This window comes from Burkholderia lata (genome assembly GCF_902499335.1).
GTDB classification, from domain to species: Bacteria; Pseudomonadota; Gammaproteobacteria; order Burkholderiales; family Burkholderiaceae; genus Burkholderia; species Burkholderia lata_B.
Map to the genome: position 1 here is coordinate 101,500 of NZ_CABVQK010000007.1, position 26,144 is coordinate 127,643.

The 26,144-nt window shown below is 66.7% G+C and carries 21 protein-coding genes; 17 read left to right on the forward strand and 4 right to left on the reverse strand.

Translation table 11 applies throughout. The features are described 5' to 3' along the window. Positions 1-12 precede the first annotated feature (12 nt). Together BCO18175_RS18555 and pdxY are read right to left on the reverse strand one after the other, a co-directional pair. Positions 13-2,157: a phosphocholine-specific phospholipase C gene (locus BCO18175_RS18555; protein ID WP_174983067.1), complete on the reverse strand. Its 2,145-nt coding sequence runs from the start codon at positions 2,155-2,157 to the stop codon at positions 13-15. A gap of 280 nt (positions 2,158-2,437) precedes the next feature. After that, positions 2,438-3,298 carry a pyridoxal kinase PdxY gene (pdxY, locus tag BCO18175_RS18560; RefSeq protein ID WP_174918692.1) on the reverse strand — a complete coding sequence of 287 codons (861 nt, stop codon included), beginning with the start codon at positions 3,296-3,298 and terminating at the stop codon, positions 2,438-2,440. A gap of 173 nt (positions 3,299-3,471) precedes the next feature. On the opposite strand from pdxY, the gene BCO18175_RS18565 reads away from it, so the two are divergent. Then, positions 3,472-4,533: an alpha/beta fold hydrolase gene (locus BCO18175_RS18565; protein ID WP_174983069.1), complete on the forward strand. Its 1,062-nt coding sequence runs from the start codon at positions 3,472-3,474 to the stop codon at positions 4,531-4,533. Between the two features lie 36 nt (positions 4,534-4,569). Here the strand turns inward: BCO18175_RS18565 and BCO18175_RS18570 are convergent, their stop codons facing one another. Further along, the gene (locus tag BCO18175_RS18570; RefSeq protein ID WP_046545272.1) at positions 4,570-5,568 is read right to left on the reverse strand and encodes an LLM class flavin-dependent oxidoreductase; all 999 of its coding nucleotides are present in this window, start codon (positions 5,566-5,568) and stop codon (positions 4,570-4,572) included. 639 nt (positions 5,569-6,207) lie between these two features. Between BCO18175_RS18570 and hpnI the strand changes: the two genes are divergently transcribed. From hpnI to BCO18175_RS18650, 16 genes are all read left to right on the forward strand, one after another. After that, positions 6,208-7,383 carry a bacteriohopanetetrol glucosamine biosynthesis glycosyltransferase HpnI gene (hpnI, locus tag BCO18175_RS18575; protein WP_174983071.1) on the forward strand — a complete coding sequence of 392 codons (1,176 nt, stop codon included), beginning with the start codon at positions 6,208-6,210 and terminating at the stop codon, positions 7,381-7,383. 136 nt (positions 7,384-7,519) lie between these two features. Further along, a complete protein-coding gene (gene hpnJ / locus BCO18175_RS18580) occupies positions 7,520-8,962 on the forward strand; it encodes a hopanoid biosynthesis associated radical SAM protein HpnJ (protein ID WP_368035917.1) in 1,443 nt (480 codons plus the stop codon). Between the two features lie 3 nt (positions 8,963-8,965). Further along, positions 8,966-9,850: a hopanoid biosynthesis-associated protein HpnK gene (gene hpnK, locus BCO18175_RS18585; RefSeq protein ID WP_174983073.1), complete on the forward strand. Its 885-nt coding sequence runs from the start codon at positions 8,966-8,968 to the stop codon at positions 9,848-9,850. Beyond that, positions 9,847-10,890: a lysylphosphatidylglycerol synthase domain-containing protein gene (locus tag BCO18175_RS18590; protein ID WP_174983074.1), complete on the forward strand. Its 1,044-nt coding sequence runs from the start codon at positions 9,847-9,849 to the stop codon at positions 10,888-10,890. The genes hpnK and BCO18175_RS18590 overlap by 4 nt, the downstream gene beginning before the upstream one ends. A gap of 87 nt (positions 10,891-10,977) precedes the next feature. Beyond that, positions 10,978-11,535: a hypothetical protein gene (locus BCO18175_RS18595; RefSeq protein WP_011351454.1), complete on the forward strand. Its 558-nt coding sequence runs from the start codon at positions 10,978-10,980 to the stop codon at positions 11,533-11,535. Between the two features lie 276 nt (positions 11,536-11,811). After that, entirely contained in the window at positions 11,812-12,501 is a 690-nt protein-coding gene (locus BCO18175_RS18600) for an ABC transporter permease (RefSeq protein WP_174918700.1), read from the forward strand. Continuing rightward, positions 12,498-13,211: an ABC transporter permease gene (locus BCO18175_RS18605; RefSeq protein WP_011351456.1), complete on the forward strand. Its 714-nt coding sequence runs from the start codon at positions 12,498-12,500 to the stop codon at positions 13,209-13,211. The genes BCO18175_RS18600 and BCO18175_RS18605 overlap by 4 nt, the downstream gene beginning before the upstream one ends. 20 nt (positions 13,212-13,231) lie before the next feature. Next, positions 13,232-14,026 carry an ABC transporter ATP-binding protein gene (locus BCO18175_RS18610; RefSeq protein WP_174983076.1) on the forward strand — a complete coding sequence of 265 codons (795 nt, stop codon included), beginning with the start codon at positions 13,232-13,234 and terminating at the stop codon, positions 14,024-14,026. A gap of 22 nt (positions 14,027-14,048) precedes the next feature. Next, positions 14,049-15,092, forward strand: a complete 1,044-nt coding sequence (locus BCO18175_RS18615; RefSeq protein WP_174973175.1) for a GlxA family transcriptional regulator — start codon at positions 14,049-14,051, stop codon at positions 15,090-15,092. Between the two features lie 1,039 nt (positions 15,093-16,131). Beyond that, the gene (locus tag BCO18175_RS18620; RefSeq protein ID WP_043182068.1) at positions 16,132-17,364 is read left to right on the forward strand and encodes an aspartate aminotransferase family protein; all 1,233 of its coding nucleotides are present in this window, start codon (positions 16,132-16,134) and stop codon (positions 17,362-17,364) included. A gap of 30 nt (positions 17,365-17,394) precedes the next feature. Next, a complete protein-coding gene (aruF, locus tag BCO18175_RS18625; RefSeq protein WP_174983079.1) occupies positions 17,395-18,447 on the forward strand; it encodes an arginine/ornithine succinyltransferase subunit alpha in 1,053 nt (350 codons plus the stop codon). After that, positions 18,444-19,490, forward strand: a complete 1,047-nt coding sequence (gene astA, locus BCO18175_RS18630) for an arginine N-succinyltransferase (protein ID WP_174915153.1) — start codon at positions 18,444-18,446, stop codon at positions 19,488-19,490. The genes aruF and astA overlap by 4 nt, the downstream gene beginning before the upstream one ends. 7 nt (positions 19,491-19,497) lie before the next feature. Next, a complete protein-coding gene (gene astD, locus BCO18175_RS18635) occupies positions 19,498-20,961 on the forward strand; it encodes a succinylglutamate-semialdehyde dehydrogenase (protein ID WP_174973182.1) in 1,464 nt (487 codons plus the stop codon). Positions 20,962-20,975: 14 nt separating this feature from the next. Continuing rightward, positions 20,976-22,316, forward strand: a complete 1,341-nt coding sequence (gene astB / locus BCO18175_RS18640; protein ID WP_174973184.1) for an N-succinylarginine dihydrolase — start codon at positions 20,976-20,978, stop codon at positions 22,314-22,316. Next, positions 22,300-23,370, forward strand: coding sequence for a succinylglutamate desuccinylase (gene astE, locus BCO18175_RS18645; RefSeq protein WP_174983081.1), 1,071 nt, complete (start codon positions 22,300-22,302; stop codon positions 23,368-23,370). Before astB ends, astE begins: the two co-directional genes overlap by 17 nt. A gap of 355 nt (positions 23,371-23,725) precedes the next feature. Further along, positions 23,726-24,520: an ABC transporter substrate-binding protein gene (locus BCO18175_RS18650; RefSeq protein WP_174915157.1), complete on the forward strand. Its 795-nt coding sequence runs from the start codon at positions 23,726-23,728 to the stop codon at positions 24,518-24,520. Positions 24,521-24,620: 100 nt separating this feature from the next. Here BCO18175_RS18650 and BCO18175_RS18655 read toward each other — a convergent pair whose 3' ends face one another. Further along, a complete protein-coding gene (locus tag BCO18175_RS18655) occupies positions 24,621-26,120 on the reverse strand; it encodes an HDOD domain-containing protein (RefSeq protein ID WP_174983083.1) in 1,500 nt (499 codons plus the stop codon). Positions 26,121-26,144: the final 24 nt, after the last annotated feature.

The following is a 26,144-nucleotide window of genomic DNA, read 5'->3' on the forward strand; positions in this document are numbered from 1 at the left end:
CACGGGACACCGTCAGTCGGACAGTGCGTCCGATGCGGCTTCGGCATCGTCGTGCGATGCGTGCGTGCGGATCAGCGGATCGCTGGTGCTCGGGCGGCCCGTCTCGACGTGGCCTGCGAAGCGGCGCAGGAAGCCGAGCAGCCGGCCGTCGCTGACGGTCAGGTCGTACCAGCCGTGGCTGCCGCGCAGATCCCAGTAGTCGTCGATCTGCTGGCCCGGCGCGAGGTCGAACGTGCGCGCGTGGCCGTGGCCGTACGCGTTCGTGACCTTGAGCCGCACGGCCTTGTGGCCGCGGTTCATCAGGCGCAGCGTGATGTTGCCGTTCGCGACGTCGTAGCCGTAGACCACCTCGGGGTTCACGTTCGCACTGCCGACGCCGGTCGCGAACGGGCCGCGGAAATGGCAGTAGAAGCCGTTCGGGCCGTACACGTCGAGGTCGTACAGGCCGAGCGACGCCGCGGCGCTCCACGTGTCGGCGATCCGCTTGCCGGCTTCGACCGTGTACGCCCACGGGCCGTCGAGGCGATTGCGCGACTGCACCTGGAATGCGGCGCCCGCCCGGCCCGTGTTCGCGAAGGTCAGCCGGAACAGGCCGTTCACCGATTCGACGCGGCCGTGCACGAACAGCTCGTACGGCAGCGCGCGCGCCGGCCGCAGCCCGGCCTCCTGCTTCGGCAGCTTCTGCAGCACCGGCGGCACGGGGATGTAGTCGGGGTGGCGCAGGCGGTCGGGCGGCGCATAGCCGCTCGTATCCGGCAGCGTCGGCCAGCCGGCGTCGGCCGTCGCGAAATCGAACGCGGCGGTCAGGTCGCCGCACACCGTGCGACGCCACGGCGAGATGTTGCCTGCCTTGACCGGATACCGCGCACCGAAGCGCGCTTCGATGAATTGCAGCAGCGACGTGTGATCGAAGGTCTGCGAGCAGACCCAGCCGCCCTTGGTCCACGGCGACACGACGAGCATCGGCACGCGCGGCCCGAGCCCGTACGGGCCGGCCATGTGCGATGCGTCGCCCGGGAACACCTCGTTGGTCGTCGCGACCGACGACAGCCCGTTGTCGCGCGACTGCGGCGCGAACGGCGGCTGCACGTGGTCGAAGAAACCGTCGTTTTCGTCGTACGTGATGAACAGCGCGGTCTTGCTCCACACCTCCGGATTCGACACGAGCGCCTTCAGCACCTCCTCGATGTACCACGCGCCGTAGTTCGCCGGCCAGTTCGGGTGCTCGGAATACGCTTCCGGCGCGCAGATCCACGACACCTGCGGCAGCGTGCCGTTCTTCACGTCCTGCTGCAGTACGTCGAACAGCGTGCCGCCCGCGCTGATGTTGGTGCCGGTGCGCGCCTTGTCGTACAGCGGCGTGCCGGGCAGTGCGGTGCGGTACTGGTTGAAGTAGAGCAGCGAGTTGTCGCCGTAGTTGCCGATGTACGGGTTCTGCGTCCAGCCCCACGACCCGGCGGCGTTCAGGCCGGTGCCGATGTCCTGGTAGATCTTCCACGACACGCCGGCGTTCTCCAGCACTTCCGGATAGGTCGTCCAGCCGTAGCCCGTTTCCTCGTTGCCGAGCACCGGGCCGCCACCCGTGCCGTCGTTGCCGACGTAGCCCGTCCACATGTAGTAGCGGTTCGGGTCGGTCGAGCTCGGGATCGCGCAGTGGTACGCGTCGCAGATCGTGAACGCATCGGCGAGCTGGTAGTGGAACGGGATGTCGTCGCGCTTCAGGTACGCCATCGTCGTGGTGCCCTTGTTCGGCACCCACTGGTCGTAGCGGCCCTTGTTCCATGCGGCGTGCATGTCCTGCCAGCCGTGCGGCAGGTCCTGCAGGAACTGCAGGCCGAGCTTGTCCGCGCCCGGATGGAACGGCAGCAGCTCGGCCGGGCCGACCGGCTGGTGGAACACCGACTTGCCGTTCGCGAGGCGCAGCGGGCGCGGGTCACCAAAGCCGCGGACACCGCGCATCGTGCCGAAGTAGTGGTCGAACGAGCGGTTCTCCTGCATCAGGATCACGATGTGTTCGATATCGCGGAGGGTGCCGGTGCGGCGGTTCGCGGGAATCGCAAGCGCATCGCGAATCACGGGCGGGAACAGGTTCAGCGCGGCGGCGCCGGCGGTGCCGGCAGCGACGCGCAGGAAGTCACGACGGTTCGATCGGGTCATGGTCGTTATCGTGCGGTAAAGGGGGGAGCCGATTGGCGGGACCTGCTGGAAGGGCGCGCCCGGGTCGCAGGATGCGGCTGCGCCGGGTCGTGCCGCCGCGAGCATAGCGAGGAATCGGTGTCATTCATGTGAAGTCCGGAAACGTTTGCATCTGCATCGAAGCCGTATCGAGGCAGCGTCGGGGTACATGTCGCCAGCGGTCGCGGTGCGGCGGGGATGAGGCGGGAACGCGGTACGGCGCCGGATGCGCGCCGGTGAAGCGAAGGGCGACGCCGGTATGTCAGGCGTCCGTGACCCACGCGCCGAACCATTCGCTCGGGCGCGCGATTTCGTCTTGCGCGGCGACGAGTTCGAGCTCGTAGCGGCGCGCATCATAGGTGGCCTTCACGACCGCATGCACGGCCGCGAGCGTGTGCTCGAACGCGGCGCGCACGGAGTCGCCGCGCAGGCGGCATGCGACGAAGATCGCGCTGGTCAGGTCGCCGACGCCGACCGGATGGCGTGGAAATGCATACAGCGGGCGCTGGCCGATCCACGCTTCGGTTTCGGTGACGGCGAGCATGTTGAAACGATCGGCGGGGCTGTTGCGGTCGTGCAGGTGCTTGACGAGGATGATCTGCGGGCCGCGGCGGATCAGCGAGCGGCAGGCTTCGACGGCTTCGGCGACGGTTTCGATGCGCCGCCCGGCGAGCTTCTGCAGTTCGGTGTGGTTCGGCGACATGCCGTCCGCGAGCGCCGGCATCTCCTGGACCATGAATTCCTCGACGCCGGGTTCGGGCCGGATACCGCCTGTCTGGCCCATCGCCGGATCGCAGAAGTACCACGCGTTCGGGTTCATCGCCTTCACCGAGCGGACGATCTCGACGGCTGCACGCGCCTGCGGCGGCGAGCCGAGGAAGCCGGACAGCACGGCGTCGCAGCGCTTGAGTGCGCCGATCGCGGCGATGCCGTCGACGAGCTGCTCCATCTTCGCGGCATCGATCGCGCTGCCGGCCCAGTTCCCGTACTGCATGTGATTCGACAACTGGACGGTATTGAGCGGCCAGACGTTGACGCCGAGGCGCTGCATCGGGAACACGGCCGCACTGTTGCCGGCATGGCCGTAGATGACGTGCGACTGAATGCTGAGGACGTTTTTCATGGGAATCGCCTGCACGCGTTTCAGGGTCACGTCACACGATACCCGAGTTCGTCACGCGCGCGGAAGTCGCGCGGCCCCGGAGTGTTGCGCGCCGTCGTCAGCGCGACCGCGTAGAATCGCGGGGCGCGAGGCGGCCCGGCTGCCCGCGTGCATCTCCAATTACCGTGATCGCCATGCTTTCGATTCGCAAGATGTTGTTTGCCGCGCGCGCCGTCGTGCTCGGCGCGGGTGTTGCCGCCGCGTGCGCCATGCCTGCCGTGGCCGCCGCCGCGTCGCCCGCCGGCAACGACGGGCCCGTGTATGGCCCGCGCCTGGAAGGGTTCAACTATCCGGCGCCCGTGCATCTGTACACGTTCGTGTCGCAGCGCGAAACGCTCGAGATGGCCTACCTCGACGTGCAGCCCGCGCACCCGAACGGCCGCACCGTCGTGCTGCTGCACGGGAAGAACTTCTGCGCGGCGACCTGGGAGGACACGATCGGCGTGCTGAGCCGCGCGGGCTTCCGCGTGATCGCGCCGGACCAGATCGGTTTCTGCAAGTCGTCGAAGCCCGATCGCTACCAGTACAGCTTCCAGCAGCTGGCGCGCAACACGCACGCACTGCTCGAATCGGTGGGGGTGAAGTCGGCGACGATCGTCGGCCACTCGACGGGCGGGATGCTCGCGATGCGCTACGCGCTGATGTACCCGAAGGCGACCGACCAGCTCGTGCTCGTGAACCCGATCGGCCTCGAGGACTGGAAGGCGCTCGGCGTGCCGCCGCTGCCGGTCGACTACTGGTATGCGCGCGAACTGAAGACCACGGCCGACGGCATCCGCCGCTACGAGCAGGGCACGTACTACGCGGGCAAGTGGTCGCCGTCGTACGAGCGCTGGGTGCAGATGCTGGCCGGGATGTACCGTGGCGCCGGTCGCGACGCGGTCGCGTGGAACTCCGCGCTGATCTACGACATGATCCTCACGCAGCCGGTGGTCTATGAACTCGGCGCGATCCGCGTGCCGACGCTGCTGATGATCGGCGACAAGGACACGACCGCGATCGGCAAGGACGTCTCGCCGCCCGACGTGCATGCGAAGCTCGGACGCTACCCGGAACTCGCGAAGCGCACGCAGGCCGCGATTCCCGGTGCGCAGCTCGTCGAATTCCCGGCGCTCGGGCACGCGCCGCAGATCCAGGATCCGGACGCGTTCCACAAGGCGCTGCTCGACGGGCTGGAGGCCGTGCACCCGCAGTGATGCGGGGCCGGCCGCAGGCGGCCCGGGCGCGCGCCGTCAGCGCGTTTCGCTCGCGAGTTCGTCGCGGATCTGCGCGGTCAATTCGAACGAGCGCAGCCGTGCCGCGTGGTCGTAGATCTGTGCGGTGACGATCAGCTCGTCGGCTCCCGTCTGCGCGATGCGGTCGCGCAGCTTGTCGCGCACCGTGTCGCGCGAGCCGACCGCCGCGAACGACAGCGAATGCGCAACGGTCGCGAGTTCGAGCTCGTTCGCCTCGAGCACGTCGACGGGCGGGGGCAGCTTGCCCGGCGTGCCGCGCCGCAGATTGATGAACTGCTGCTGCAGCGACGTGAACAGGCGCCGCGCCTCGTCGTCGGTATCGGCGACGAACACGTTGACGCCGACCATCGCATGCGGCTTCGGCCATGCGGCCGACGGCCGGTACTGCGCACGATAGATCTCGAGCGCGCGCATCAGGTAATCCGGCGCGAAGTGCGACGCGAACGCGAACGGCAGCCCGAGCATCGCGGCGAGCTGGGCGCTGAACAGGCTCGAGCCGAGCAGCCACACGGGCACGTCGAGCCCTGCGCCGGGTACCGCGCGCACGCGCTGGCCGGGCACCGGCTCCGCGAAGTAGCGCTGCAGCTCGGCGACATCATCCGGAAACGAGTCGGCGCTGCCGATCAGGTCGCGGCGCAGCGCGCGCGACGTGGTCTGGTCGGTGCCGGGCGCACGGCCGAGGCCGAGGTCGATGCGCCCCGGATACAGCGACGCGAGCGTGCCGAACTGCTCGGCGATCACGAGCGGTGCGTGGTTCGGCAGCATGATGCCGCCCGAGCCGACCCGGATCGTCCGCGTGGCGCCCGCGACATGGCCGATCACGACGGCCGTTGCCGCGCTCGCGATGCCGGGCATGTTGTGATGCTCGGCGAGCCAGTAGCGCTGGTAACCCCAGCGTTCCGCATGTTGTGCGAGATCGACGGTATTGCGGAATGCCTGGGAGGCGTCGGCGCCGGCCGGAATGGGGGCGAGATCGAGTACGGAAAACGGAGTCATCGGTTGGCCTTCGAACGGGGGAGCGGGGTGATGCACTTACGCAACAAATGCCAAGGATTTTGCCAAAGGGTTCCGGAACGTGCTGGGGGCGGCCCGATAACCATGCGCCTTTCAGGGATGCCGGGTCGAATTCATGGGTCGTTGCAAAAATCGATCTAATCGCCGATTAATTACCAATCTTTACGGCGATTGGGCGTGAATCCGCATCGACATACAAATTTGCACGAAACGTTTGATTTTCAAGACTGCAATACGCCTGCAAACCGCTTACGCTAACGTAAACGCCGGTGTGCCCAAATGGTTTGCCGACTGCGCAGCTTTGCCGAAATTGCACCAGTCCGTTTCTCGTAGTGCCGAGCGCGGGGTGCCGCAGGCTGCTAAAATCCGGCGCCTGCCCATGTTGTGCCGAAGGTAGCCATACGAGTCTTCCCGTATCCCGTCCGGGCGTCGCGCGGAGATGCACCACGCGAAGCCGGGCATGGCCATACCCGAAGAATGGGTCGAGCCTCCCTCATACACAGACGCTGCTGGAACAAGGAGTCGGGTCGTGCCCGCGTTCGTCGTTGTCGGAATACCGAATCATGCTCAATCACGCTCACGCGTTCTCCATGGCGTTCAGGTCGCCGGGAGGCGTCGCGCATGACGGCAACCGCAACGATGCTCGACTGGCTCCTGATCGTCTTCACGCTGGCCGCGGCCGGCTATGCGGTCGTCGCCGCGTTCGCGCCGCGGCCGCGTACGCCGCGCACGGCCATGCGCGACGGCTTCGAGCCGGTCAGCGTGCTCAAGCCGCTGTGCGGCGCGGAGCCGCACCTGTACGAAAACCTCGCGACGTTCTGCGAGCAGCGCCATCCGCGTTATGAAGTGCTGTTCGGCGTCGCGTCGGCGGCCGATCCGGCCATCGCCGTGGTCGAGCGGCTGCGCGCCGATTATCCCGAGTGCGACATCACGCTCGTGGTCGACGCGCGCGTGCACGGCAAGAACCTGAAGGTCGCCAACCTGATCAACCTCGCCGAGCGCGCGAAGTACGGCCGCATCGTGATCGCGGACAGCGACATCGCGGTGAAGCCCGACTATCTGGAGCGCGTGACGGCGCCGCTCGCCGACGTGTCGGTGGGTGTCGTCACGTGCCTGTATCATGCGCGCAGCGTCGGCGGGTTCTGGACACGGATCGGCGCGCAGTTCGTCGACGCATGGTTCGCGCCGTCGGTCCGGATCACGCACCTCGGCCGCTCGAGCCGCTTCGGCTTCGGCGCGACGCTCGCGCTGACGCGCGACACGCTCGACCGGATCGGCGGCTTTCCGGCGCTGAAGGACGAACTGGCCGACGATTTCTGGCTGGCCGAGCTGCCGCGCCGCCTCGGGCGACGCACCGTGCTGTCGGAGGTCGAGGTCGCGACCGACGTGATCGAGCCGTCGTTCGGGCCGCTGTGGCACCGCGAGACGCGCTGGCTGCGCACGATCCGTTCGCTGAACCCGGCCGGCTTCGCGTTCCTGTTCATTACGTTTACCGTGCCGTGGCTCGCGATCGGCGCGGCGCTCGCGCTGCGGCTCGACGGAACCTTCGCCGGCTCGCTGGCGGGCTGGGCGGCCGTGGTGGGCGCGTTCGGGCGGCTCGTGCTGCACGCGCGCGGCGAGGACGGCTGGCGTGCGTTCTGGCGCGACTTGCCGCTCGTCGCGGTGCGCGACACGCTGCTCGCGCTCGAGTGGCTCGCAGCGGTGTTCGGCACGCACGTCGTGTGGCGCGGCGCGAGGATGACGGTCGTCGGCGGCGAACGCGCGACGGCGGCAGTGGAAGCAGTGGACGGCCGCTAGGGCCGTTCCGACCGTACCCGGCCCGAGGGCCGAGACGCGCTGCGCGGCGAGGCCGCGCGGCGCGACATGACAGAGAGGCGGGCGCCGGCAGGGCGGCCCGCGGTTTTTTGACTGAATCGTTGTGACGAATCGAACTATGCAGGCTACCGGAGCATTCATGAAAACGCTGTTCTTGCAGGCCCCTTCGTATGACGGCTTCGACGGCGGAGCCGGCTCGCGCTATCAGGCGAAGCGCGAAATCCGTTCCTTCTGGTATCCGACGTGGCTCGCGCAGCCGGCAGCGCTCGTGCCGGGCAGCCGCGTCGTCGACGCGCCGGCCGACGGCCTGTCGGTCGAGGAAACGCTGAAGATCGCCAACGACTACGATCTCGTGATCATCCACACGAGCACGCCGTCGTTCCCGACCGATGCGATGTTCGCGCAGGACCTGAAGAAGATGAAGCCGTCGATGCTGGTCGGCATGGTGGGCGCGAAGGTGATGGTCGATCCGCACAACTCGCTCACGGCGAGCGAGGCAATCGACTTCGTGTGCCGCGAGGAATTCGACTACACCTGCAAGGAAATCGCCGAAGGCAAGCCGTTCCCGGAGATCAAGGGCTTGAGCTGGCGCGCGAAGGACGGCTCGATCGAGCACAACGAAGCGCGTCCGATCCTCGAGAACATGGACGAACTGCCGTTCGTCGCGCCCGTCTACAAGCGCGACCTGAAGATCGACAACTACTTCATCGGCTACCTCAACTATCCGTACGTATCGATCTACACGGGCCGCGGCTGCAAGTCGCGCTGCACGTTCTGCCTGTGGCCGCAGACGGTCAGCGGCCATCGCTACCGCACGCGCTCGGTCGAGAACGTGATCGCGGAAGCGAAGTGGATCCGCGACAACATGCCGGAAGTGAAGGAACTGATGTTCGACGACGACACCTTCACCGACGACCTGCCGCGCGCTGAAGCCATCGCCATCGGCCTGGGCAAGCTCGGCATGACGTGGTCGTGCAACGCGAAGGCAAACGTGCCGTACAAGACGCTCAAGGTCCTGAAGGAAAACGGCCTGCGCCTGCTGCTGGTCGGCTTCGAATCCGGCGACGACCAGATCCTCGTGAACATCAAGAAGGGCGTGCGCACCGATTTCGCGCGCCGCTTCAGCGCGGACTGCAAGAAGCTCGGCATCAAGATCCACGGCACCTTCATCCTCGGCCTGCCGGGCGAGACGCAGGAGACCATCAAGAAGACGATCGAGTACGCGAAGGAAATCAATCCGCACACGATCCAGGTGTCGCTCGCCGCGCCGTATCCGGGCACGACGCTCTACAAGCAGGCCGTGGAAAACGGCTGGATGGAAGAGAACAAGACCATCAACCTGGTGAGCAAGGAAGGCGTGCAGCTCGCGGCGATCGGCTATGCGCACCTGTCGCGCGACGAGATCTATCACCATCTCGAGCAGTTCTATCGCCAGTTCTACTTCCGTCCGTCGAAGATCTGGGAGATCGTGCGCGAGATGCTGACGAGCTGGGACATGATGAAGCGCCGCCTGCGCGAAGGCGTCGAGTTCTTCCGCTTCCTGCGCGCCCACGAGGCCTGATTCGTGGCGACGCAGCGGGCGGCGCGGGCGCTGATCTTCACCGCGGACGACTTCGGGCTGCACCCGCGCGTCAACGCGGCGGTCGAGCGCGCACACCGCGACGGCGTGCTGAACGCCGCCAGCCTGATGGTCGGCGCGAGCGCCGCGCAGGATGCGATCGAGCGCGCGCGGCGGCTGCCGTCGCTCGCGGTCGGCCTGCATCTCGTCCTCGCGGACGGGCCGGCCACGCTGCCCGCGCATGAGATTCCCGCGCTCGTCGGCCCCGACGGGCGCTTCGGCGATGCGATGGCGAAGGACGGCTGCCGCTTCTTCTTCCTGCCGCACGTGCGGGCGCAGCTGCGCCGTGAGATTCGCGCGCAGTTCGACGCGTTCGCGGCGAGCGGCCTGCCGCTCGACCACGTGAACGCGCACAAGCATTTCCACCTGCATCCGACCGTGCTGTCGATGATCATCGAGATCGGCCGCGACTACGGGCTGCGCGCGGTGCGGCTGCCGTACGAGACGAGCGCGCCCGCACTGCTCAAGCCGTGGATCGCGCTCGTGCGCGCGCGGCTCGACCGCGCGGGGCTCGCGCACAACGACTACGTGGTCGGGATCGAGCATACGGGCGCGATGGACGAGGCCGTGTTGCTCGACGCAATTGCGAAGTTGCCGTCGGGCGTCGGCGAGATCTACTGCCATCCGGCCGAGGCCGGTGACGGCCCGATCACGCCGACGATGGCCGGCTACCGTCCGGTCGACGAACTCGATGCGCTGCTGTCGCCGCGCGTCGCGGCCGCGCTGAAGGCCGCGGACGTCGCGACCGGCGGGTTTGCCGACGTGTTCGGCCAGCCCGCGGCACGGCGCGGCGCGCACGCGTCGCGCGCACCGGGAGCGCAGCCATCATGATGAAGTGGATCAAGTGGCTCGGCTGGCCGCTCGGCATCGGCATCCTGCTCGCGCTGGGGCTGCACGAGGGCGTCGGCGACGTGACGCAGATGCTCGCGCGCGCCGGCTATGCGCTGCTGTGGCTCGTGCCGTTCCATGCGCTGCCGCTGCTGCTCGACGCGTACGCGTGGCACCTGCTGCTCGACAAGCGCTCGTCGTTGCCATTCCTGTGGTGGATCGCGACCGTGCGCGAGGCCGTGAACCGGCTGCTGCCGGTGGTCGGGATCGGCGGCGAGATCGTCGGCATCCGCCTCGCGCGCTGGCAGGTGCCCGACGCGAGCGGCGTGACAGCATCGGTGATCGTCGAGTTGCTCGTGACGATCGTCGTTCAGTATGCGTTCGCCGCGCTCGGCCTCGTGCTGCTGCTTGCGACGACGGACAGCATGGGCGGCGGCACGATCGGTCTCGCGCTGCTGCTCACGCTGCCGCTGCCGGTGCTCGGCGTCGTGCTGATGCGCCGCGGCGGGATCTTCCATGCGATCGAGCGTTTCGCGGGCCGCCTGCTCGGCGATTCGCACCGGCTGCTGCAGGGCGTCGACGGCAAGCGGCTCGATGCCGACATCGATGGGCTGATGTCGCGCACGGGCCTGCTGTTCAGCGCGTTCTTCTGGCAGCTGGCCGGCTATGTGCTCGGTGCGCTCGAGATCTACTGGGCGCTCGCGCTGCTCGGCCATCCGGTGTCGATCGGTGGTGCGATCGCGATCGAGGCGATGGCGCAGGCCGTGCGCCATGCGGCGTTCATGGTGCCGGGCGGCCTCGGCGTGCAGGAGGCGACCGTCGTGCTGCTCGCGCAGATGTTCGGCGTCGATCGCGAGACGGCGCTGTCGCTCGCGCTGGTCAAGCGTGGCCGCGAGGTGCTGTTCGGCTGCCTGGCGCTCGGTTCGTGGCAGCTGGCCGAACTCGTGCGCACGCGGCGGCGCATCGGTGCGCCGCCGGCCGTGCCGCGCGCGCCGCAAGCGGCGAGCCGCGTGGCCGACACTGAAACCGAAACGATGCATTGAATACGAGACGGGCCGCGCGCCCGTCTCGCGCTTTTGGCGTCGCACGGGTATCCTTGCCGCGTGTTTTCTCGACGCGCATTTCTTCCGATGAATTTCCGTTTCCGGCTGCTTCCCGTGACGATGCTGGCCGCCGCGCTGGCGCTGACCGGCTGCGACGACAAGCAAGGCAACCTCGACGTGCAACGTATCAGGGACTTCTTCAACGCGATCAAGCCCGCGCCGCTGCTGCTGAAGGGGCTGAAGGTCGGCGAATCGACCGAGGCCGACGTGCGCGGCACGATGGGCAAGCCCGAGACCGAGCGCGACTTCACCGACGGTTCGAAGCGGCTCGAATACCCGCGCGGCCCGATGGGCAACCAGACGTGGTTCGTCGATCTCGATGCGAACGGCCGCTACACGGGCGCGACGCAGGTGCTGACCGCCGAGAATTTCGCGAAGGTGCGCCCGGGGATGAACGAGGACGAGGTGCGGCGCCTGCTCGGCAAGCCCGGCGACATCGCGCAGTATCCGCTCAAGCCCGAGATAGTCTGGAGCTGGCGCTGGCTCGAGGACGGCGTCAACACCGACGCGTTCTTCAACGTCCATTTCGGCCCGGACGGGCTTGTCTATACGACTTCGCGCTCCGACATCCTGAAGGGGCGGTAAGCACAGCCGCAACCGTCTTCGGCGCTATATCGAAAAAGCGACCGGAAAATTGCAAAAAGTCCGCTTCCCTGCCGGTTATCCGGTTGTCAGGGAGCGGCTTTTTTCCTTTTGAAACAGCGATGTAGGCCATAGTTGCAAATGGCGAAACGGATTGCTGCGACGCAGCAATCACGGGCAAGGTGATTTGAGACAATCAATTTCGCTTGCGACTATCCGCGTCAGCCCGGCGCGGGACAGGCATACGCGTCGGCATCCATTCCAACTCTGGAGACGCGCGTGTTCCTTTACGGCTTTGGTCCTGTCCTCTGGGCCGGCACCGTGCAGACCATCGAGCTGTCGGTGCTGTCGCTCGCCACTGCGGTGGCGCTGGGGCTGATCGGCGCGGTGGCGAAGCTGTCGCACAACCGGGTGCTGCGAGCGATCGCGACCGGTTATACGACGCTGATCCGCTCGGTGCCCGATCTCGTCCTGATGCTGCTGCTGTTCTACAGCATCCAGATCTGGCTGAACCAGTTCACCGACTTCGTCGGCTGGGACCAGATCGACATCGACCCGTTCGTGGCCGGCGTGCTGACGCTCGGCTTCATCTACGGCGCGTACTTCACCGAGACGTTCCGCGGTGCGTTCCTGTCGGTGCCGCGCGGCCAGCTCGAGGCCGGCGCGGCTTACGGGATGAGCGGGATGCGCGTGTTCGTCCGGATCATGTTTCCGCAGATGATGCGCTTTGCGCTGCCCGGGATCGGGAACAACTGGCAGGTGCTCGTGAAGGCCACCGCGCTGGTATCGATCATCGGCCTCGCGGACGTCGTGAAGGCCGCGCAGGACGCCGGCAAGAGCACGTTCAACATGTTCTTCTTCATCCTCGTCGCGGCGCTGATCTATCTCGCGATCACGACCGTTTCCAACCTCGTGCTGATCCAGCTCGAGAAGCGTTATTCCATGGGCGTGCGGCACGCAGATCTATGATCGAAATTCTCCAGGAATTCGGCCAGGCGTTCCTTTACTGGGACGGCCAGCGCCTCTCCGGCCTCGCGGTGACGTTGTGGCTGCTCGTCGCGTCGATTTCGCTCGGCTTCGTGTGCGCGGTGCCGCTCGCAGTTGCGCGCGTATCGAAGAACAAGTGGGTGTCGACACCGGTGCGGTTCTACACGTACGTGTTCCGCGGCACGCCGCTCTACGTGCAGTTGCTGCTGCTGTACACGGGCATGTACAGCCTCGAGTTCGTGCGTTCGCATTCGCTGCTCGACGCGTTCTTCCGTAGCGGTTTCAACTGCGCGATTCTCGCGTTCGCGCTGAACACCTGCGCGTACACGACCGAGATCTTCGCGGGTGCGATCCGCGCGATTCCGCACGGTGAAGTGGAGGCTGCGCGGGCGTACGGGATGTCGCCGTTCACGATGTACCGCCGCGTGATCCTGCCGTCGGCGCTGCGCCGCGCGCTGCCGCTGTACAGCAACGAGGTGATCCTGATGCTGCACGCGACGACCGTCGCATTCACGGCGACCGTGCCGGACATCTTGAAGGTCGCGCGCGACGCGAATTCCGCGACCTACATGGCGTTCCAGTCGTTCGGAATCGCCGCGCTGATCTATCTTGCGGTATCGTTCGCACTCGTCGCGGCGTTTCGCCGCGCGGAGCGCCACTGGCTTGCGTATCTCGCGGCCGCCCGTCATTGAATCACTTCGAGGAGAGCCAGTTGGCCGAGATCACTCAAACGAGCGCAGCCGCCAAGCTTGCGGCGCTCGACATCCACAAGCGCTACGGTGACAACGAAGTGCTCAAGGGCGTATCGCTGAACGCGAAGGCCGGCGACGTCATCAGCATCATCGGTGCGAGCGGCTCGGGCAAGAGCACGTTCCTGCGCTGCATCAATTTTCTCGAGCGGCCGAATGCGGGGCAGATCGTCGTCGACGGCGAGGCCGTGCGCACGAAGACCGACCGTGCCGGTGCGCTTGAAGTTGCCGATCACAAGCAGCTGCAGCGCATCCGCACGAAGCTTGCGATGGTGTTCCAGCACTTCAACCTCTGGGCGCACATGAACGTGCTCGAGAACGTGATGGAAGCGCCGTTGCACGTGCTCGGCATTTCGAAGAAGGAAGCCGAGGAGCGTGCGCGCGAATACCTGGAGAAGGTCGGCCTCGCGCCGCGCGTCGAGAAGCAGTATCCGTCGCACCTGTCGGGCGGCCAGCAGCAGCGCGTGGCGATTGCACGCGCGCTGGCGATGCATCCGGACGTGATGCTGTTCGACGAGCCGACGTCGGCGCTCGACCCGGAGCTGGTGGGCGAAGTGCTGAAGGTGATGCAGAAGCTGGCCGAGGAAGGTCGCACGATGATCGTCGTCACGCACGAAATGGGTTTTGCCCGTAACGTGTCGAACCACGTGATGTTCCTGCATCAGGGGCGGACCGAGGAAGAGGGCGATCCGAAGGAAGTGCTGGTACGTCCGCAGAGCGAGCGGCTGAAGCAGTTCCTGTCGGGCAGTCTCAAGTAACGCGACAGGACAGGTTTCAACCGTGGTACCGGTGTCTCGTCCCGCAGGCGCCACCCGCACGACGCAGGTGGCGATCGTTGCATTGCCGCCCGTGTCGATGTCGGGCGTGGGTCCGATCGTCGATGCGCTGAATCTCGCGAACGAAATCGACGGGCGGCTGCTGTATCGCTGGCAGGTGTGTTCGTGGGACGGGCGGCCCGTGCCGCTCGCCGGCGGCGCGCACTGGCATGCCGATGCGGCGTTCAACGATGCGATCGCGTGTGACTGGGTGATCGTCGTGTCCGAGCGGTTTCAGCAGTTTGCCGACTATCGGTTGTTTCTCGCGAGTCTCGCGAGGGTGGGGCAGCGGACGCCGATCGTCACGGGCATTCACCACGGCGTGTGGTGGCTCGCGATGGCCGGGCAGCTTTCCGGGTATCGCGTGAGCGTGAACTGGGAGACGTATCAGCAGTTCGCCGAACAGTTCGAGCGGTCGATCGTCACGCAGCAGATCTTCGAGATCGATCGGGATCGGGCTACCTGTGCGGGTGGGCAGGCTACTGTTGACTTCATGCTGGCCATGATTGGCCGGGAACATGGGCCTGACCTCGCGGAGAGGATCGCCGATGCGCTTGGGGCCGGGACGTTGCGGAGTGGCGAGGAACGGCAGCGGATTCCTTTCGTTACTGCGCCGGGCGAGCGGCATCCTCGGTTGAATGATGCTTTGCTGTTGATGGAAGCGAATGTCGAGGATCCGTTGACCACCGATGAGATCGCCGAGCTCGTTGGCGTTTCACGCCGGCAACTGGAGCGGCTCTTTCGACAGTATCTCGGGGCGATGCCCTCCAAGTATTACCTCAATCTCCGGTTGCTCAAGGCTCGCACTCAGTTGCAGCGGACCAGCAAGTCGGTTGTTCAAGTCAGTCTCGCCTGTGGGTTTTCTTCTGCCGCGCATTTTTCTAATGCGTACCGCGAAAGGTTTGGGGTGACGCCTCGGGAGGATCGGCGAGCCTGGCTCGAGAAGCAGACTGGCGGCGGCGGGGAGCCTCGGGGGGGCGCGCTTGTTGAGCGCGGTGCTAAGGATTGATTTTGGTTTTGGTTTTGTTTTTGGGTGGTTCGCTCGCGTTTGGCGTGAAGCACCCGTGATCTTGTCGGTCTATTAGCGTCGCCCCTGCGCGGGGCAGCGGTTACTTTTCTTTGTCTTGCCAAAGAAAAGTAACCAAAAGAAAGGCGCCCGGATAACGCATGACCTCCCGGTGCCATGGTCGTCAGAGTGGTTCGCACCTAAGTGTCCGCGCCAGTCACGAACACGGAGTGGTTCGAGCAATGGTTCTGACACCTCCCACTACCCAACAGAGCGGTATACCGCCCGCCAGCTCCATCCTCGCTACGCTCGGCTGCAAGGTACTTCACTTCGCATCGCATGCGCTCACGTGCTTCTGGCGGCGCCGCATCAGCAAACCACGCAACCCTCTTTACTCACACCATTCGTACCTATCGGACTGCTTGCCATCGGTGAGTGCTTGATAACGTCGTGAGTGCGTGAGTGCTGCGGCCCTTTTTCGTTGGGAATGAGGGCACGCCTTGATTTTCAGAATTCGGGGTGCTTGCCCGTGATTTCTCGAACTGATTGACCGCAAGTGTTACTGGAGGGGGTGTCCCTGTCGGCCGAGCGAAGCGAGGGCGGAGCTAGCGGGCGGTATACCGCTCTGGTGGGTAGTGGGGGGTGTCAGAACCATTGCTCGAACCACTCCGCGTTCCTGACTGGCGCGGACACTTAGGTGCGAACCACTCTGACGACCATGGCACCGGGAGGTCATGCGTTATCCGGGCGCCTTTCTTTTGGTTACTTTTCTTTGGCAAGACAAAGAAAAGTAACCGCTGCCCCGCGCAGGGGCGACGCTAATAGACCGACAAGACCACGGGTGCTTCACGCCAAACGCAAGCGAACCTCAAAAAAGCCCCAAAATACCGACACCCAACCAAGAACCACCCGCCCGAGAGGGCAAAAACAAAGCGCACTATCCGCTTCCGATAGAACCCGTCGCAATTCCGCAAGACGCTTGCGTCGCCCTTACCTAAACTTGATCCTGTTGAACCCTCTTACGAAACCGAAAGGAACGACCATGACGACCTCGACCGTGAACCGCCAGACATTCGATGAAGTGATGGTGCCGGTATTTTCCCCCGCGCCGTTCGTGCCGGATCGCGCAGAGGGCTCCCGCGTGTGGGACACGGCCGGCCGCGAGTACATCGATTTCGCGTGCGGTATCGCCGTGACGTCGCTCGGCCACGGCCACCCGGAACTGCTGAAGGTCCTGGACGAACAAAGCCGCAAGCTCTGGCACATCGGTAACGGCTACACGAACGAGCCGGTGCTGCGCCTCGCGAAGCGGCTCGAATCGCTGACCTTCGCCGACCGCGCATTCTTCGCGAACTCGGGCGCGGAAGCGAACGAAGCTGCACTGAAGCTCGCCCGCCGCGTCGCGTTCGATCGCCACGGCGCCGACAAGGCAGAAATCATCTCGTTCGTGCAGTCGTTCCACGGCCGCACGTTCTTCACGGTCAGCGTCGGCGGCCAGCCGAAGTACTCGGAAGGCTTCGGCCCCGTGCCGGCCGGCATCAAGCACCTGCCGTACAACGACATCGAAGCCGCCAAGGCCGCAATCGGCCCGCAAACCTGCGCGGTGATCGTCGAGCCCGTGCAAGGCGAAGGCGGCGTGATCCCGGCCGATCCGGCGTTCCTGAAGGCACTGCGCGAAGCGTGCGACGCACACGGCGCGCTGCTGATTTTCGACGAAGTGCAAACGGGCGTCGGCCGCACGGGCCAGTTCTACGCTTACATGGATACCGGCGTCACGCCGGACATCCTGACGACCGCCAAGGCGCTCGGCAACGGCTTCCCGATCGGCGCGATGCTGACGACGAACGAACTGGCCGCGCATTTCAAGGTCGGCGTGCACGGCACGACGTACGGCGGCAACCCGCTCGCATCGGCGATCGCCGACAAGGTCGTCGAACTGATCGGCGACCCGGCACTGCTCGAAGGCGTGCGTGAACGCAGCGTGCGCCTGAAGGGCGCGCTGGAACGCATCAACGCGCGCTTCGGCATCTTCAAGGACGTGCGCGGCAAAGGCCTGCTCGTCGGCGCCGAACTCACCGCGGCATTCGACGGCCGCGCGAAGGACTTCGTCACCGCAGCAGCAGAGAACGGCCTGATCATGCTGATCGCCGGCCCGAACGTGCTGCGCTTCGTCCCGTCGCTGGTGATCCCGTTCGACCTGCTCGACGAAGGCATGAAGCGCTTCGAGAAGGCAGTCGAACAAGTGCTCGCCGCTCAGGAAGCCACCGCGCGCTGATCGGCGCGCCCATCGCAGACAGGAACGACGATGCTATTTGTTCGCCCCGGCAAACTCACGGATCTCGATGCGCTCGCGCACATGGCGCGCACCGCGCAGCCGGTCCTGCACTCGCTGCCGCACGACCGCGCGGCGCTCGAAGCGCGCGTGGCGCTCTCCGAGGATTCGTTTCGCGCGGACGTCGACTTCGCCGGCGAGGAGTTCTACCTCTTCGTGCTCGAGGATTCGTCGACGGGCAAGCTGCTCGGCACGGCGAGCATCGTGGCCGCGGCCGGCTACTCGGAACCGTTCTACGCGTTCCGCAACGACGCACTGATTCACGCGTCGCGCGAGCTGCACGTGAACCGCAAGATCCACGCGCTCACGATGTCGCACGAGCTGACCGGCAAGAGCCGGCTGGCGGGCTTCTACGTCGATCCGTCGCTGCGCGGCGACGCGGCCGCGCACCTGATCTCGCGCGCACGGATGATGTACATCGCCGCGAATCGCCGCCGCTTCACGCCCGAAGTGTTCACGCTGCTGCTCGGCGTGAGCGACGGCAACGGCGCATCGCCGTTCTGGGAAGCGGTGGGCCGCAAGTTCTTCGGCCGCGACTTCACCGACGTCGACATCGCGTCGGGCGGCCGCAGCCGTACCTTCATCGCGGAAGTGATGCCGGCGTATCCGCTCTACGTGCCGCTGCTGCCGGAAGCCGCGCAGCGCGTGCTCGGCGAGCCGAACGAATCGGCGCTGCTCGCATACGACATCCATCTCGAGGAAGGCTTCGAGCCCGACCGCTTCGTCGACATCTTCGACGCGGGCCCGGTGCTGACCGCGCAAGTCGACCGCACCGCGTGCGTGAAGCACGGCATGGAGCGTGTCGTGCGCGAGGCCGCGCACCAGCAGGGCGACGTGGCCTACATGGTGTCGACGGGCAGCGGCGAATCGTTCCGCTGCGTACTGGCCGACCTGCCGGGCGATGTGGGCGACGCGCCCCTGGCCGGCGACGTGCGCGCGGCGCTCGATGTGAAGGATGGCGATGTCGTGCGCTGCGTGCCGCTGCACCGCCGCGACGATGAAGATTTGAAGGGAGACGCAGCATGATCGTCGTTCGGGTCGTACAAACGGGCGACGTCGATTCGCTCGTGTCGCTCGCGAAGGAAACCGGGCCGGGCCTGACCACGTTCAAGCCCGACCGCGACGCGCTCGCCGCGCGCATCGAGCGCACGCGCCGCACGCTCGCGGGCGAGGCCGCGGCCGGCGAGGCCGGCTACTTCTTCGTGATGGAAGAATCGAAGACGGGCGACATCGCGGGCGTGTGCGGGATCGAAACGCAGGTCGGCCTGGAACAACCGTTCTACAACTACCGCGTGAGCACGGTCGTGCACGCGAGCCAGGAGCTCGGCGTGTGGACGCGGATGTCCGCGCTGAACATCTCGCACGACCTGACGGGCTATGCGGAAGTGTGCTCGCTGTTCCTGAGCCCGCGCTATCGCACGGGCGGCGTGGGCGGCCTGCTGTCGCGCTCGCGCTTCATGTTCATCGCGCAGTTCCGCGAGCGCTTTCCGGAACGCATCTGCGCGGAATTGCGCGGCCACTTCGACGAAGACGGCACGTCGCCGTTCTGGCGCGCAGTCGGTTCGCACTTCTACCAGATCGATTTCAACGCGGCCGATTACCTCAGCTCGCACGGCCGCAAGTCGTTCCTCGCGGAACTGATGCCGCGCTACCCGGTGTATGTCGACCTGCTGCCGCAGGACGCGCAGGACGCGGTCGGCCTCACGCACCGCGACACGCTGCCGGCCCGCAAGATGCTCGAGGCGGAAGGGTTGCGTTACCAGAATCACGTCGACATCTTCGACGCGGGCCCCGTGCTCGAATGCCACGTCAACGACCTGCGCACGGTGCGCGAGAGCGTCGTCGTGCCGGTCGCGATCGGCGTGCCGGATGCGCGGGATGACGCGCGGGACGGCCATCCGCCGAAGTCGCTCGTGTCGAATACGTCGCTCACCGACTTCCGAGTCGGCGTTGCGCCGGGCGTGGTCGCGAACGGCTCGTTCGTGTTGTCGGCCGACGATGCCGTCGCGCTCGACGTGAAGGCCGGCGATCCGGTGCGCGTGCTGCCGCTCAAAGTCAAACAGGGATAAACGAATCATGACGGAACTCTTCATCGACGGCGCCTGGGTCGCAGGCTCGGGCCCCGTGTTCGCTTCGCGCAACCCCGGCACCGACGAGATCGCATGGCAGGGTGAAAGCGCGTCGGCGGCCGACGTCGACCGCGCGGTCGCAAGCGCGCGCCGCGCATTCGCCGGCTGGTCGGCGCTCGACTTCGAATCGCGCTGCGCGATCGTCAAGCGTTTCGCCGCGTTGCTCAACGAACGCAAGGAAGCGATCGCGACCGCGATCGGCCGCGAGACGGGCAAGCCGCTGTGGGAAGCACGCACCGAAGTCGCGTCGATGGCCGCGAAGGTCGGTATCTCGATCCAGGCCTACCAGGAACGCACCGGCGAGAAGCGCCAGGACATGGCCGACGGCGTCGCGGTGCTGCGTCACCGCCCGCACGGTGTCGTCGCGGTGTTCGGCCCGTACAACTTCCCCGGCCACTTGCCGAACGGCCATATCGTGCCCGCGCTGATCGCCGGCAATGCGGTCGTGTTCAAGCCGTCGGAGCTTGCACCGGGCGTCGCGCGCGCGACGGTCGAAGTGTGGAAGGAAGCCGGGCTGCCGGACGGCGTGCTGAACCTCGTGCAGGGCGAGAAGGACACCGGCATCGCGCTCGCGAACCATCGGCAGATCGACGGGCTGTTCTTCACCGGCAGCTCGGATACCGGCACGCTGCTGCACAAGCAGTTCGGCGGCCGTCCGGAAATCGTGCTCGCGCTCGAGATGGGCGGCAACAACCCGCTCGTGATCGGCGAAGTCGAGGATATCGACGCGGCCGTGCATCACACGATCCAGTCGGCGTTCCTGTCGGCCGGCCAGCGCTGCACGTGCGCGCGCCGCATCTTCGTGCCGCAGGGCGCATTCGGCGACCGCTTCCTTGCGCGCTTCGCCGATGTCACGTCGAAGATCACGGCCGACGTGTTCGACGCCGATCCGCAGCCGTTCATGGGCGCGGTGATCTCGGCACGCGCAGCGGCGAAGCTCGTCGACGCGCAGTCGCGCCTGATCGAGCAGGGCGCGAAGCCGATCGTCGCGATGACGCAGCGCGATCCACGCCTCGGCTTCGTGAACGCGTCGATCGTCGACGTGACGGGCGTCGCGAACCTGCCCGATGAAGAACACTTCGGCCCGCTCGCGCAGATCGTCCGCTACGCGACGTTCGACGAAGCGATCGAGCGCGCGAACGATACGGCGTTCGGCCTGTCCGCCGGCCTGCTCGCCGACGACGCGAAGGTGTGGGAACACTTCCGCCGCACGATTCGCGCCGGGATCGTCAACTGGAACCGGCCGACCAACGGCGCGTCTTCCGCCGCGCCGTTCGGCGGCACCGGCCGCTCGGGCAACCACCGTCCGAGCGCGTACTACGCGGCCGACTATTGCGCGTATCCGATGGCGTCGGTGGAAAGCACGCAACTGACCTTGCCCGCGAGCCTGTCGCCGGGCCTGCATTTCTGATCGAGGGAACGACGATGAACGCACAAGAAGCCAATTTCGACGGGCTCGTCGGCCCGACCCACAACTACGCCGGGCTGTCGTTCGGCAACGTGGCGTCGCTCAACAACGAAAAATCGGCCGCGAACCCGAAGGCCGCCGCGAAGCAGGGGCTGCGCAAGATGAAGCAGCTCGCGGATCTCGGCTTCGCGCAAGGCGTGCTGCCGCCGCAGGAGCGGCCGTCGCTGCGCTTGCTGCGCGAGCTCGGCTTCTCGGGCAAGGACGCGGACGTGATCGCGAAGGCCGCGAAGCAGGCGCCCGAACTGCTCGCCGCGGCGAGCTCGGCGTCGGCGATGTGGACCGCGAACGCGGCCACCGTCAGCCCGTCGGCCGACACGAGCGACGGCCGTGTGCACTTCACGCCGGCGAACCTGTGCAGCAAGCTGCATCGCGCGATCGAACACGAAGCAACGCGCCGCACACTGTCGACGCTGTTTGCCGATCCCGCGCATTTCGCGGTGCACGAAGCGCTGACCGGCACGCCGGCACTCGGCGACGAGGGCGCGGCGAACCACACGCGCTTCTGCGCCGAATACGGCAAGCCGGGCATCGAGTTCTTCGTGTACGGCCGCGCGGAATACCGCCGCGGCCCCGAGCCGAAGCGCTTCCCGGCACGCCAGACCTTCGAGGCGAGCCGCGCGGTCGCGCATCGTCACGGGCTGGCCGAAGAAGCGACGGTCTATGCGCAGCAGGATCCGGACGTGATCGACGCGGGCGTGTTCCACAACGACGTGATCTCGGTCGGCAACCGCGACACGCTGTTCACGCACGAGCGCGCGTTCGTCAACAAGCAGGCGATCTACGACACGCTGACCGCCGCGCTCGACGCACGCGGTGCGCGCCTGAACGTGATCGAGGTACCGGAGGCAGCCGTGAGCGTGAACGACGCGGTGACGTCGTATCTGTTCAACAGCCAGCTGCTGTCGCGCGCCGATGGCTCGCAGGTGCTCGTCGTGCCGCAGGAATGCCGCGAAAACGGGAACGTCGCGGCCTATCTCGACGAACTCGCGGCCGGCAACGGCCCGATTCACGACGTGCTCGTGTTCGACCTGCGCGAAAGCATGAAGAACGGCGGCGGCCCGGCCTGCCTGCGCCTGCGCGTCGTGCTGAACGACGTGGAACGCGCGGCCGTCACGTCGAACGTGTGGATCAACGACACGCTGTTCGCGTCGCTCGACACGTGGATCGACCGGCACTATCGCGATCGCCTCGCACCGGAAGACCTCGCCGATCCGGCGCTGCTCGAAGAATCGCGCACGGCGCTCGACGAGCTCACGCAGATCCTGCGTGTCGGTTCGCTGTATGACTTCCAGCGTTGATTCCCGTATGGTCGCCGCGCTGCTCGACGACTTCCTCGCGTTCACGCTGACCGGTGGCGCGCCGTCTGCGACAGACGGCACCTGCGCCGCCGGCGCCGTGCGCTGGCGATGGCTCGGCGACGGGCTGCTCGCGCTCGAACCGGTCGCGGCCGAGGCCGCCGGCACGGCGCGCGCGAGCGTGCTCGTGTCGGCCGGCGTGCACGGCGACGAGACGGCGCCGATCGAGCTGCTGTCGATGCTCGTGCGCGACCTCGCATCGGGCGCGCTGCCGCTCGCGTGCCGGCTGCTCGTCGTGCTCGGCAACGTGCCGGCGATGCGCGCCGGCGAGCGCTATCTGGACGACGACCTGAATCGCCTGTTCAGCGGCCGTCACGCGCAGGTGCCCGACAGCCGCGAAGCGCCGCGTGCCACGCAGCTCGAAGCGGCCGCCGCCGCGTTCTTCGCGGCCGCGCCGGCCGGCGCCGCGCGCTGGCACATCGACATGCATACGGCGATTCGCGCATCGGTGTTCGAGCAGTTCGCGCTGTTGCCGCACACGGGCATGCCGCCGACGCGCACGATGTTCGAATGGCTCGGCGACGCGCAGATCGCGGCCGTGCTGCTGCATACCGCGAAGGGCAACACGTATTCGCATTTCACGGCCGAGCACTGCGGCGCGCTCGCGTGCACGCTGGAACTCGGCAAGGTGCGCCCGTTCGGCCAGAACGACCTGACGCGCTTCGCGCCGGCCGACCGCGGGGTGCGCAAGCTCGTGTCGGGCGCCGCTCGTGATGCTGACGCTCGGGGCGGCCATCCGTCGTTGCCGCGTGTCTTCACGGTGATCGACCAGATCACGAAGCAGAGCGACGCGCTCGAGCTGTTCGTCGCGGCCGACGTCGCGAACTTCACCGCGTTCGCACGCGGCACGGTGCTCGCGCAGGACGGCGACTACCGCTACACGGTGAAGCACGACGAGGAGCGCATCGTGTTCCCGAATCCGACGGTGAAGCCGGGTTTGCGCGCGGGCCTGCTCGTCATCGACACGACCCGCGAGACGGTCGCGGCGCTCGTCTGACGGTGACCGATTGCGCGTGGCCGCGGCGATCCGCGGCCCGCGCATCGCCCGGCAACCATTCCATTTTTGAGATTAAGTCCGCATGCCGCGCAGAAGGCCCGCGCGGTGCGCTTGCGTATTTGCGACATCGTCTTGCAAGTTCGATGAGTAGCCCGGCTGACGTCGGCGCACGCAGTGCAGCATCACGTGCCGGCGGCTGCTTTGCCATATCGGGCCGCGCGGATTGGTACAATCGCGGCCTTGCGGCTGTTGCGCCGCATCACGGCGCGGCGGCGGCATTGCCGTGGTCATCCGACCCTGCAATGATGCATGCGCCCGTAGTTCCGGAACATTCGAGTATCGAGGAGAACACCTGATGAAGTTGGATTGGCGTAAAGTGGCCGCGCATGCGGTGGTGGCGGCGTCGGCCGTGGCGGCAGGCAGCGCGATGGCAGCGGATCTGAAAGAGATCCGTTTCGGCGTCGAAGCCTCGTACGCGCCGTTCGAATACAAGACGCCCGACGGCAAGCTGACCGGCTTCGACATCGACATCGGCAACGCGGTGTGCGCGAAGCTGAAGACGAAGTGCGTGTGGGTCGAGAACGACTTCGACGGCCTGATCCCGGCGCTGCAGGCGCGCAAGTTCGACGCGATCAACTCGGACATGACGATCACCGACCAGCGCAAGCATGCGATCGCGTTCACCGATCCGATCTACACGATTCCGAACCAACTGATCGCGAAGCAGGGCACGGGCCTGCTGCCGACCCCGCAATCGCTGAAGGGCAAGCGCGTCGGCGTGCTGCAGGGCACGATCCAGGAAGCGTACGCGAAGAAGAAGTGGGCGCCGGCAGGCGTCGAAGTCGTGCCGTACCAGACGCAGGACCTGGCCTATGCCGACCTGAAGTCGGGCCGTCTCGACGCGACGTTCCAGGACGCGGAAGCGGGTTCGAAGGGCTTCCTGTCGAAGCCGCAAGGCCAGGGCTTCGCGTTCGCGGGCGGTACCGTGAGCGATGCCGAGATCCTCGGCTCGGGCGTCGGCTTCGGCCTGCGCAAGAACGACGCGGCGCTGAAGACCGCGCTCGACCAGGCGCTGAAGGAACTGAAGGCCGACGGCACGATCGACAACCTCGCGAAGAAGTACTTCAGCGTGCCCGTGACGCTCAAGTAAGCGTAGCGTTCGATCGCACGATGCAAGCAAACCGGCCGCTGATGCGGCCGGTTTGTTTTTGGAGGCGGGAAAGCGGCGTGGACAGCGGCCGGGGGCCGCGTCAGGCCGGAAAGAACCGGCCCAGTTCGCGCGCGAGCTCGTTGAGCACGGCCATCTCCTGCTGCGTGATCTTGCGCGCAGGCTGCGCGCCGGCCCAGTCGCCGTACAGCAGCGCGACGGTCGTCGTGCCGACGCGCACGGGCAGCAGCACGAATGCGCGCGTGTCGTCGAATGCATCGAGATACCACGCGGGCAGGCGCTTGAGCATCTTCGGCTCCTGCGCCTGCTCGATGAAGATGCCGACCGAGTTCGAGATCGCGAGATGAAACACGTCCGGCTCGAAGCGCTCGTCGAAGCGCAGCCGGTCGAGCGTCGTATCGACGCCGGGGCCGAAGCCGAGGCGCGCGGCGAACATGCCGTCGTCGTGACGCACGAACATCACGGTGCGCGTGAACGCGAGGCCGGCCAGCAGGCTTTCCGACGCGAGCGCGAGCACGGGCGTGAGCACGTGCTCGGACGGCAGCGCGCGCAGGTCCGCGAGGCCGGCTTCGAGGCACGCCTCGGGCTCGGCCTGCGCGCGCGCGATCGCATCGGCGTTCGCGCGCAGCTCGACGATCTCGCGCATCATGGTGTCGCTCGCTTCCTCGCGGGCGAGCCGCTCGGCGATCTCGACGAGCGCGTCGGATTCCATGTCGAGTTCCGCGCCGTAGTGCTGTGCGAGCGCCGCGATGCGCGCGTCGCGTTGCGGGCTCGCGGGCATCACGAGCGCGCCCGCGACGTCGGTCGAGCAGCGGCTGATCGCGCGCAGCCAGCGGACGCGGTCGGCCGGGCCGTCATCGGTTGTGTGGTCCGCGTCGCGGTCGTCCTCTTCGTTGCCGAACGCGTCGGTGCGCACCACGTGGTCGTGGTCGGCCATCCCCGCGCGGATCACGTCGGGCAAGCGCCAGCGTGCGGCCGCCTCGAGCCCGATCTCGTCGAAGCCGACGCCGAGCACATCGATGCAGGCGGCTGCTTCGTCGCCGTTCAGTTCGGCCGCGCGGCGGCGGATCCGGTCCCATTCGCTGTCCAGATAGCAGACCACGAGCAGCTTGCCGACCTGGCGCATCAGCGTGCAGACGACGGCTTCCTCGCCTGCGCGCAACTCGGCGCGTTCGGTGAGCTTGCGCGCGACACAGCCGGACAGCAGCGCGCGGTTCAGTTCGAGCTTCGCGTCGATGCGCCGCGGCGTACTGTGGTGGAAATGGTCGACGAGCTTGAGCCCGACGACCAGATGGCCGACGGCGTCCATGCCGAGCACCATCAGTGCGCGGGTCACGGTCGTGATGTTGCCGCCGAACGCCATGTACATCGCGGAGTTCGCAAGCCGAAGCACTTTCTGCGTGAGCGCGAAGTCCGACAGCACGACGCGCACGAGCGCGGTGAAGTCGAGATCGTCGTTCTTCATCGCGGCCATCGTCGCGCGCAGCGATTCCGACAGCAGCGGGAAATCGCCCCGTTCGTTCATCCGGGCCCACAGCTTGTCGAGCAATGCGGTGCGGGGCAGGTATTCGGTGGTTGACATACGGATCTGTCCGGTTCGCCGCGC

Excerpts from the sequence above, each read along its gene's own strand:
- BCO18175_RS18555 (WP_174983067.1), bottom strand. The coding sequence starts at position 2,157 with ATGACCCGATCGAACCGTCGTGACTTCCTGCGCGTCGCTGCCGGCACC.
- pdxY (WP_174918692.1), bottom strand. The coding sequence starts at position 3,298 with ATGAAAAACGTCCTCAGCATTCAGTCGCACGTCATCTACGGCCATGCC.
- BCO18175_RS18565 (WP_174983069.1), top strand. The coding sequence starts at position 3,472 with ATGCTTTCGATTCGCAAGATGTTGTTTGCCGCGCGCGCCGTCGTGCTC.
- BCO18175_RS18570 (WP_046545272.1), bottom strand. The coding sequence starts at position 5,568 with ATGACTCCGTTTTCCGTACTCGATCTCGCCCCCATTCCGGCCGGCGCC.
- hpnI (WP_174983071.1), top strand. The coding sequence starts at position 6,208 with ATGACGGCAACCGCAACGATGCTCGACTGGCTCCTGATCGTCTTCACG.
- hpnJ (WP_368035917.1), top strand. The coding sequence starts at position 7,520 with ATGCAGGCTACCGGAGCATTCATGAAAACGCTGTTCTTGCAGGCCCCT.
- BCO18175_RS18590 (WP_174983074.1), top strand. The coding sequence starts at position 9,847 with ATGATGAAGTGGATCAAGTGGCTCGGCTGGCCGCTCGGCATCGGCATC.
- BCO18175_RS18595 (WP_011351454.1), top strand. The coding sequence starts at position 10,978 with ATGAATTTCCGTTTCCGGCTGCTTCCCGTGACGATGCTGGCCGCCGCG.
- BCO18175_RS18605 (WP_011351456.1), top strand. The coding sequence starts at position 12,498 with ATGATCGAAATTCTCCAGGAATTCGGCCAGGCGTTCCTTTACTGGGAC.
- BCO18175_RS18620 (WP_043182068.1), top strand. The coding sequence starts at position 16,132 with ATGACGACCTCGACCGTGAACCGCCAGACATTCGATGAAGTGATGGTG.
- aruF (WP_174983079.1), top strand. The coding sequence starts at position 17,395 with ATGCTATTTGTTCGCCCCGGCAAACTCACGGATCTCGATGCGCTCGCG.
- astA (WP_174915153.1), top strand. The coding sequence starts at position 18,444 with ATGATCGTCGTTCGGGTCGTACAAACGGGCGACGTCGATTCGCTCGTG.
- astD (WP_174973182.1), top strand. The coding sequence starts at position 19,498 with ATGACGGAACTCTTCATCGACGGCGCCTGGGTCGCAGGCTCGGGCCCC.
- astB (WP_174973184.1), top strand. The coding sequence starts at position 20,976 with ATGAACGCACAAGAAGCCAATTTCGACGGGCTCGTCGGCCCGACCCAC.
- astE (WP_174983081.1), top strand. The coding sequence starts at position 22,300 with ATGACTTCCAGCGTTGATTCCCGTATGGTCGCCGCGCTGCTCGACGAC.
- BCO18175_RS18650 (WP_174915157.1), top strand. The coding sequence starts at position 23,726 with ATGAAGTTGGATTGGCGTAAAGTGGCCGCGCATGCGGTGGTGGCGGCG.
- BCO18175_RS18655 (WP_174983083.1), bottom strand. The coding sequence starts at position 26,120 with ATGTCAACCACCGAATACCTGCCCCGCACCGCATTGCTCGACAAGCTG.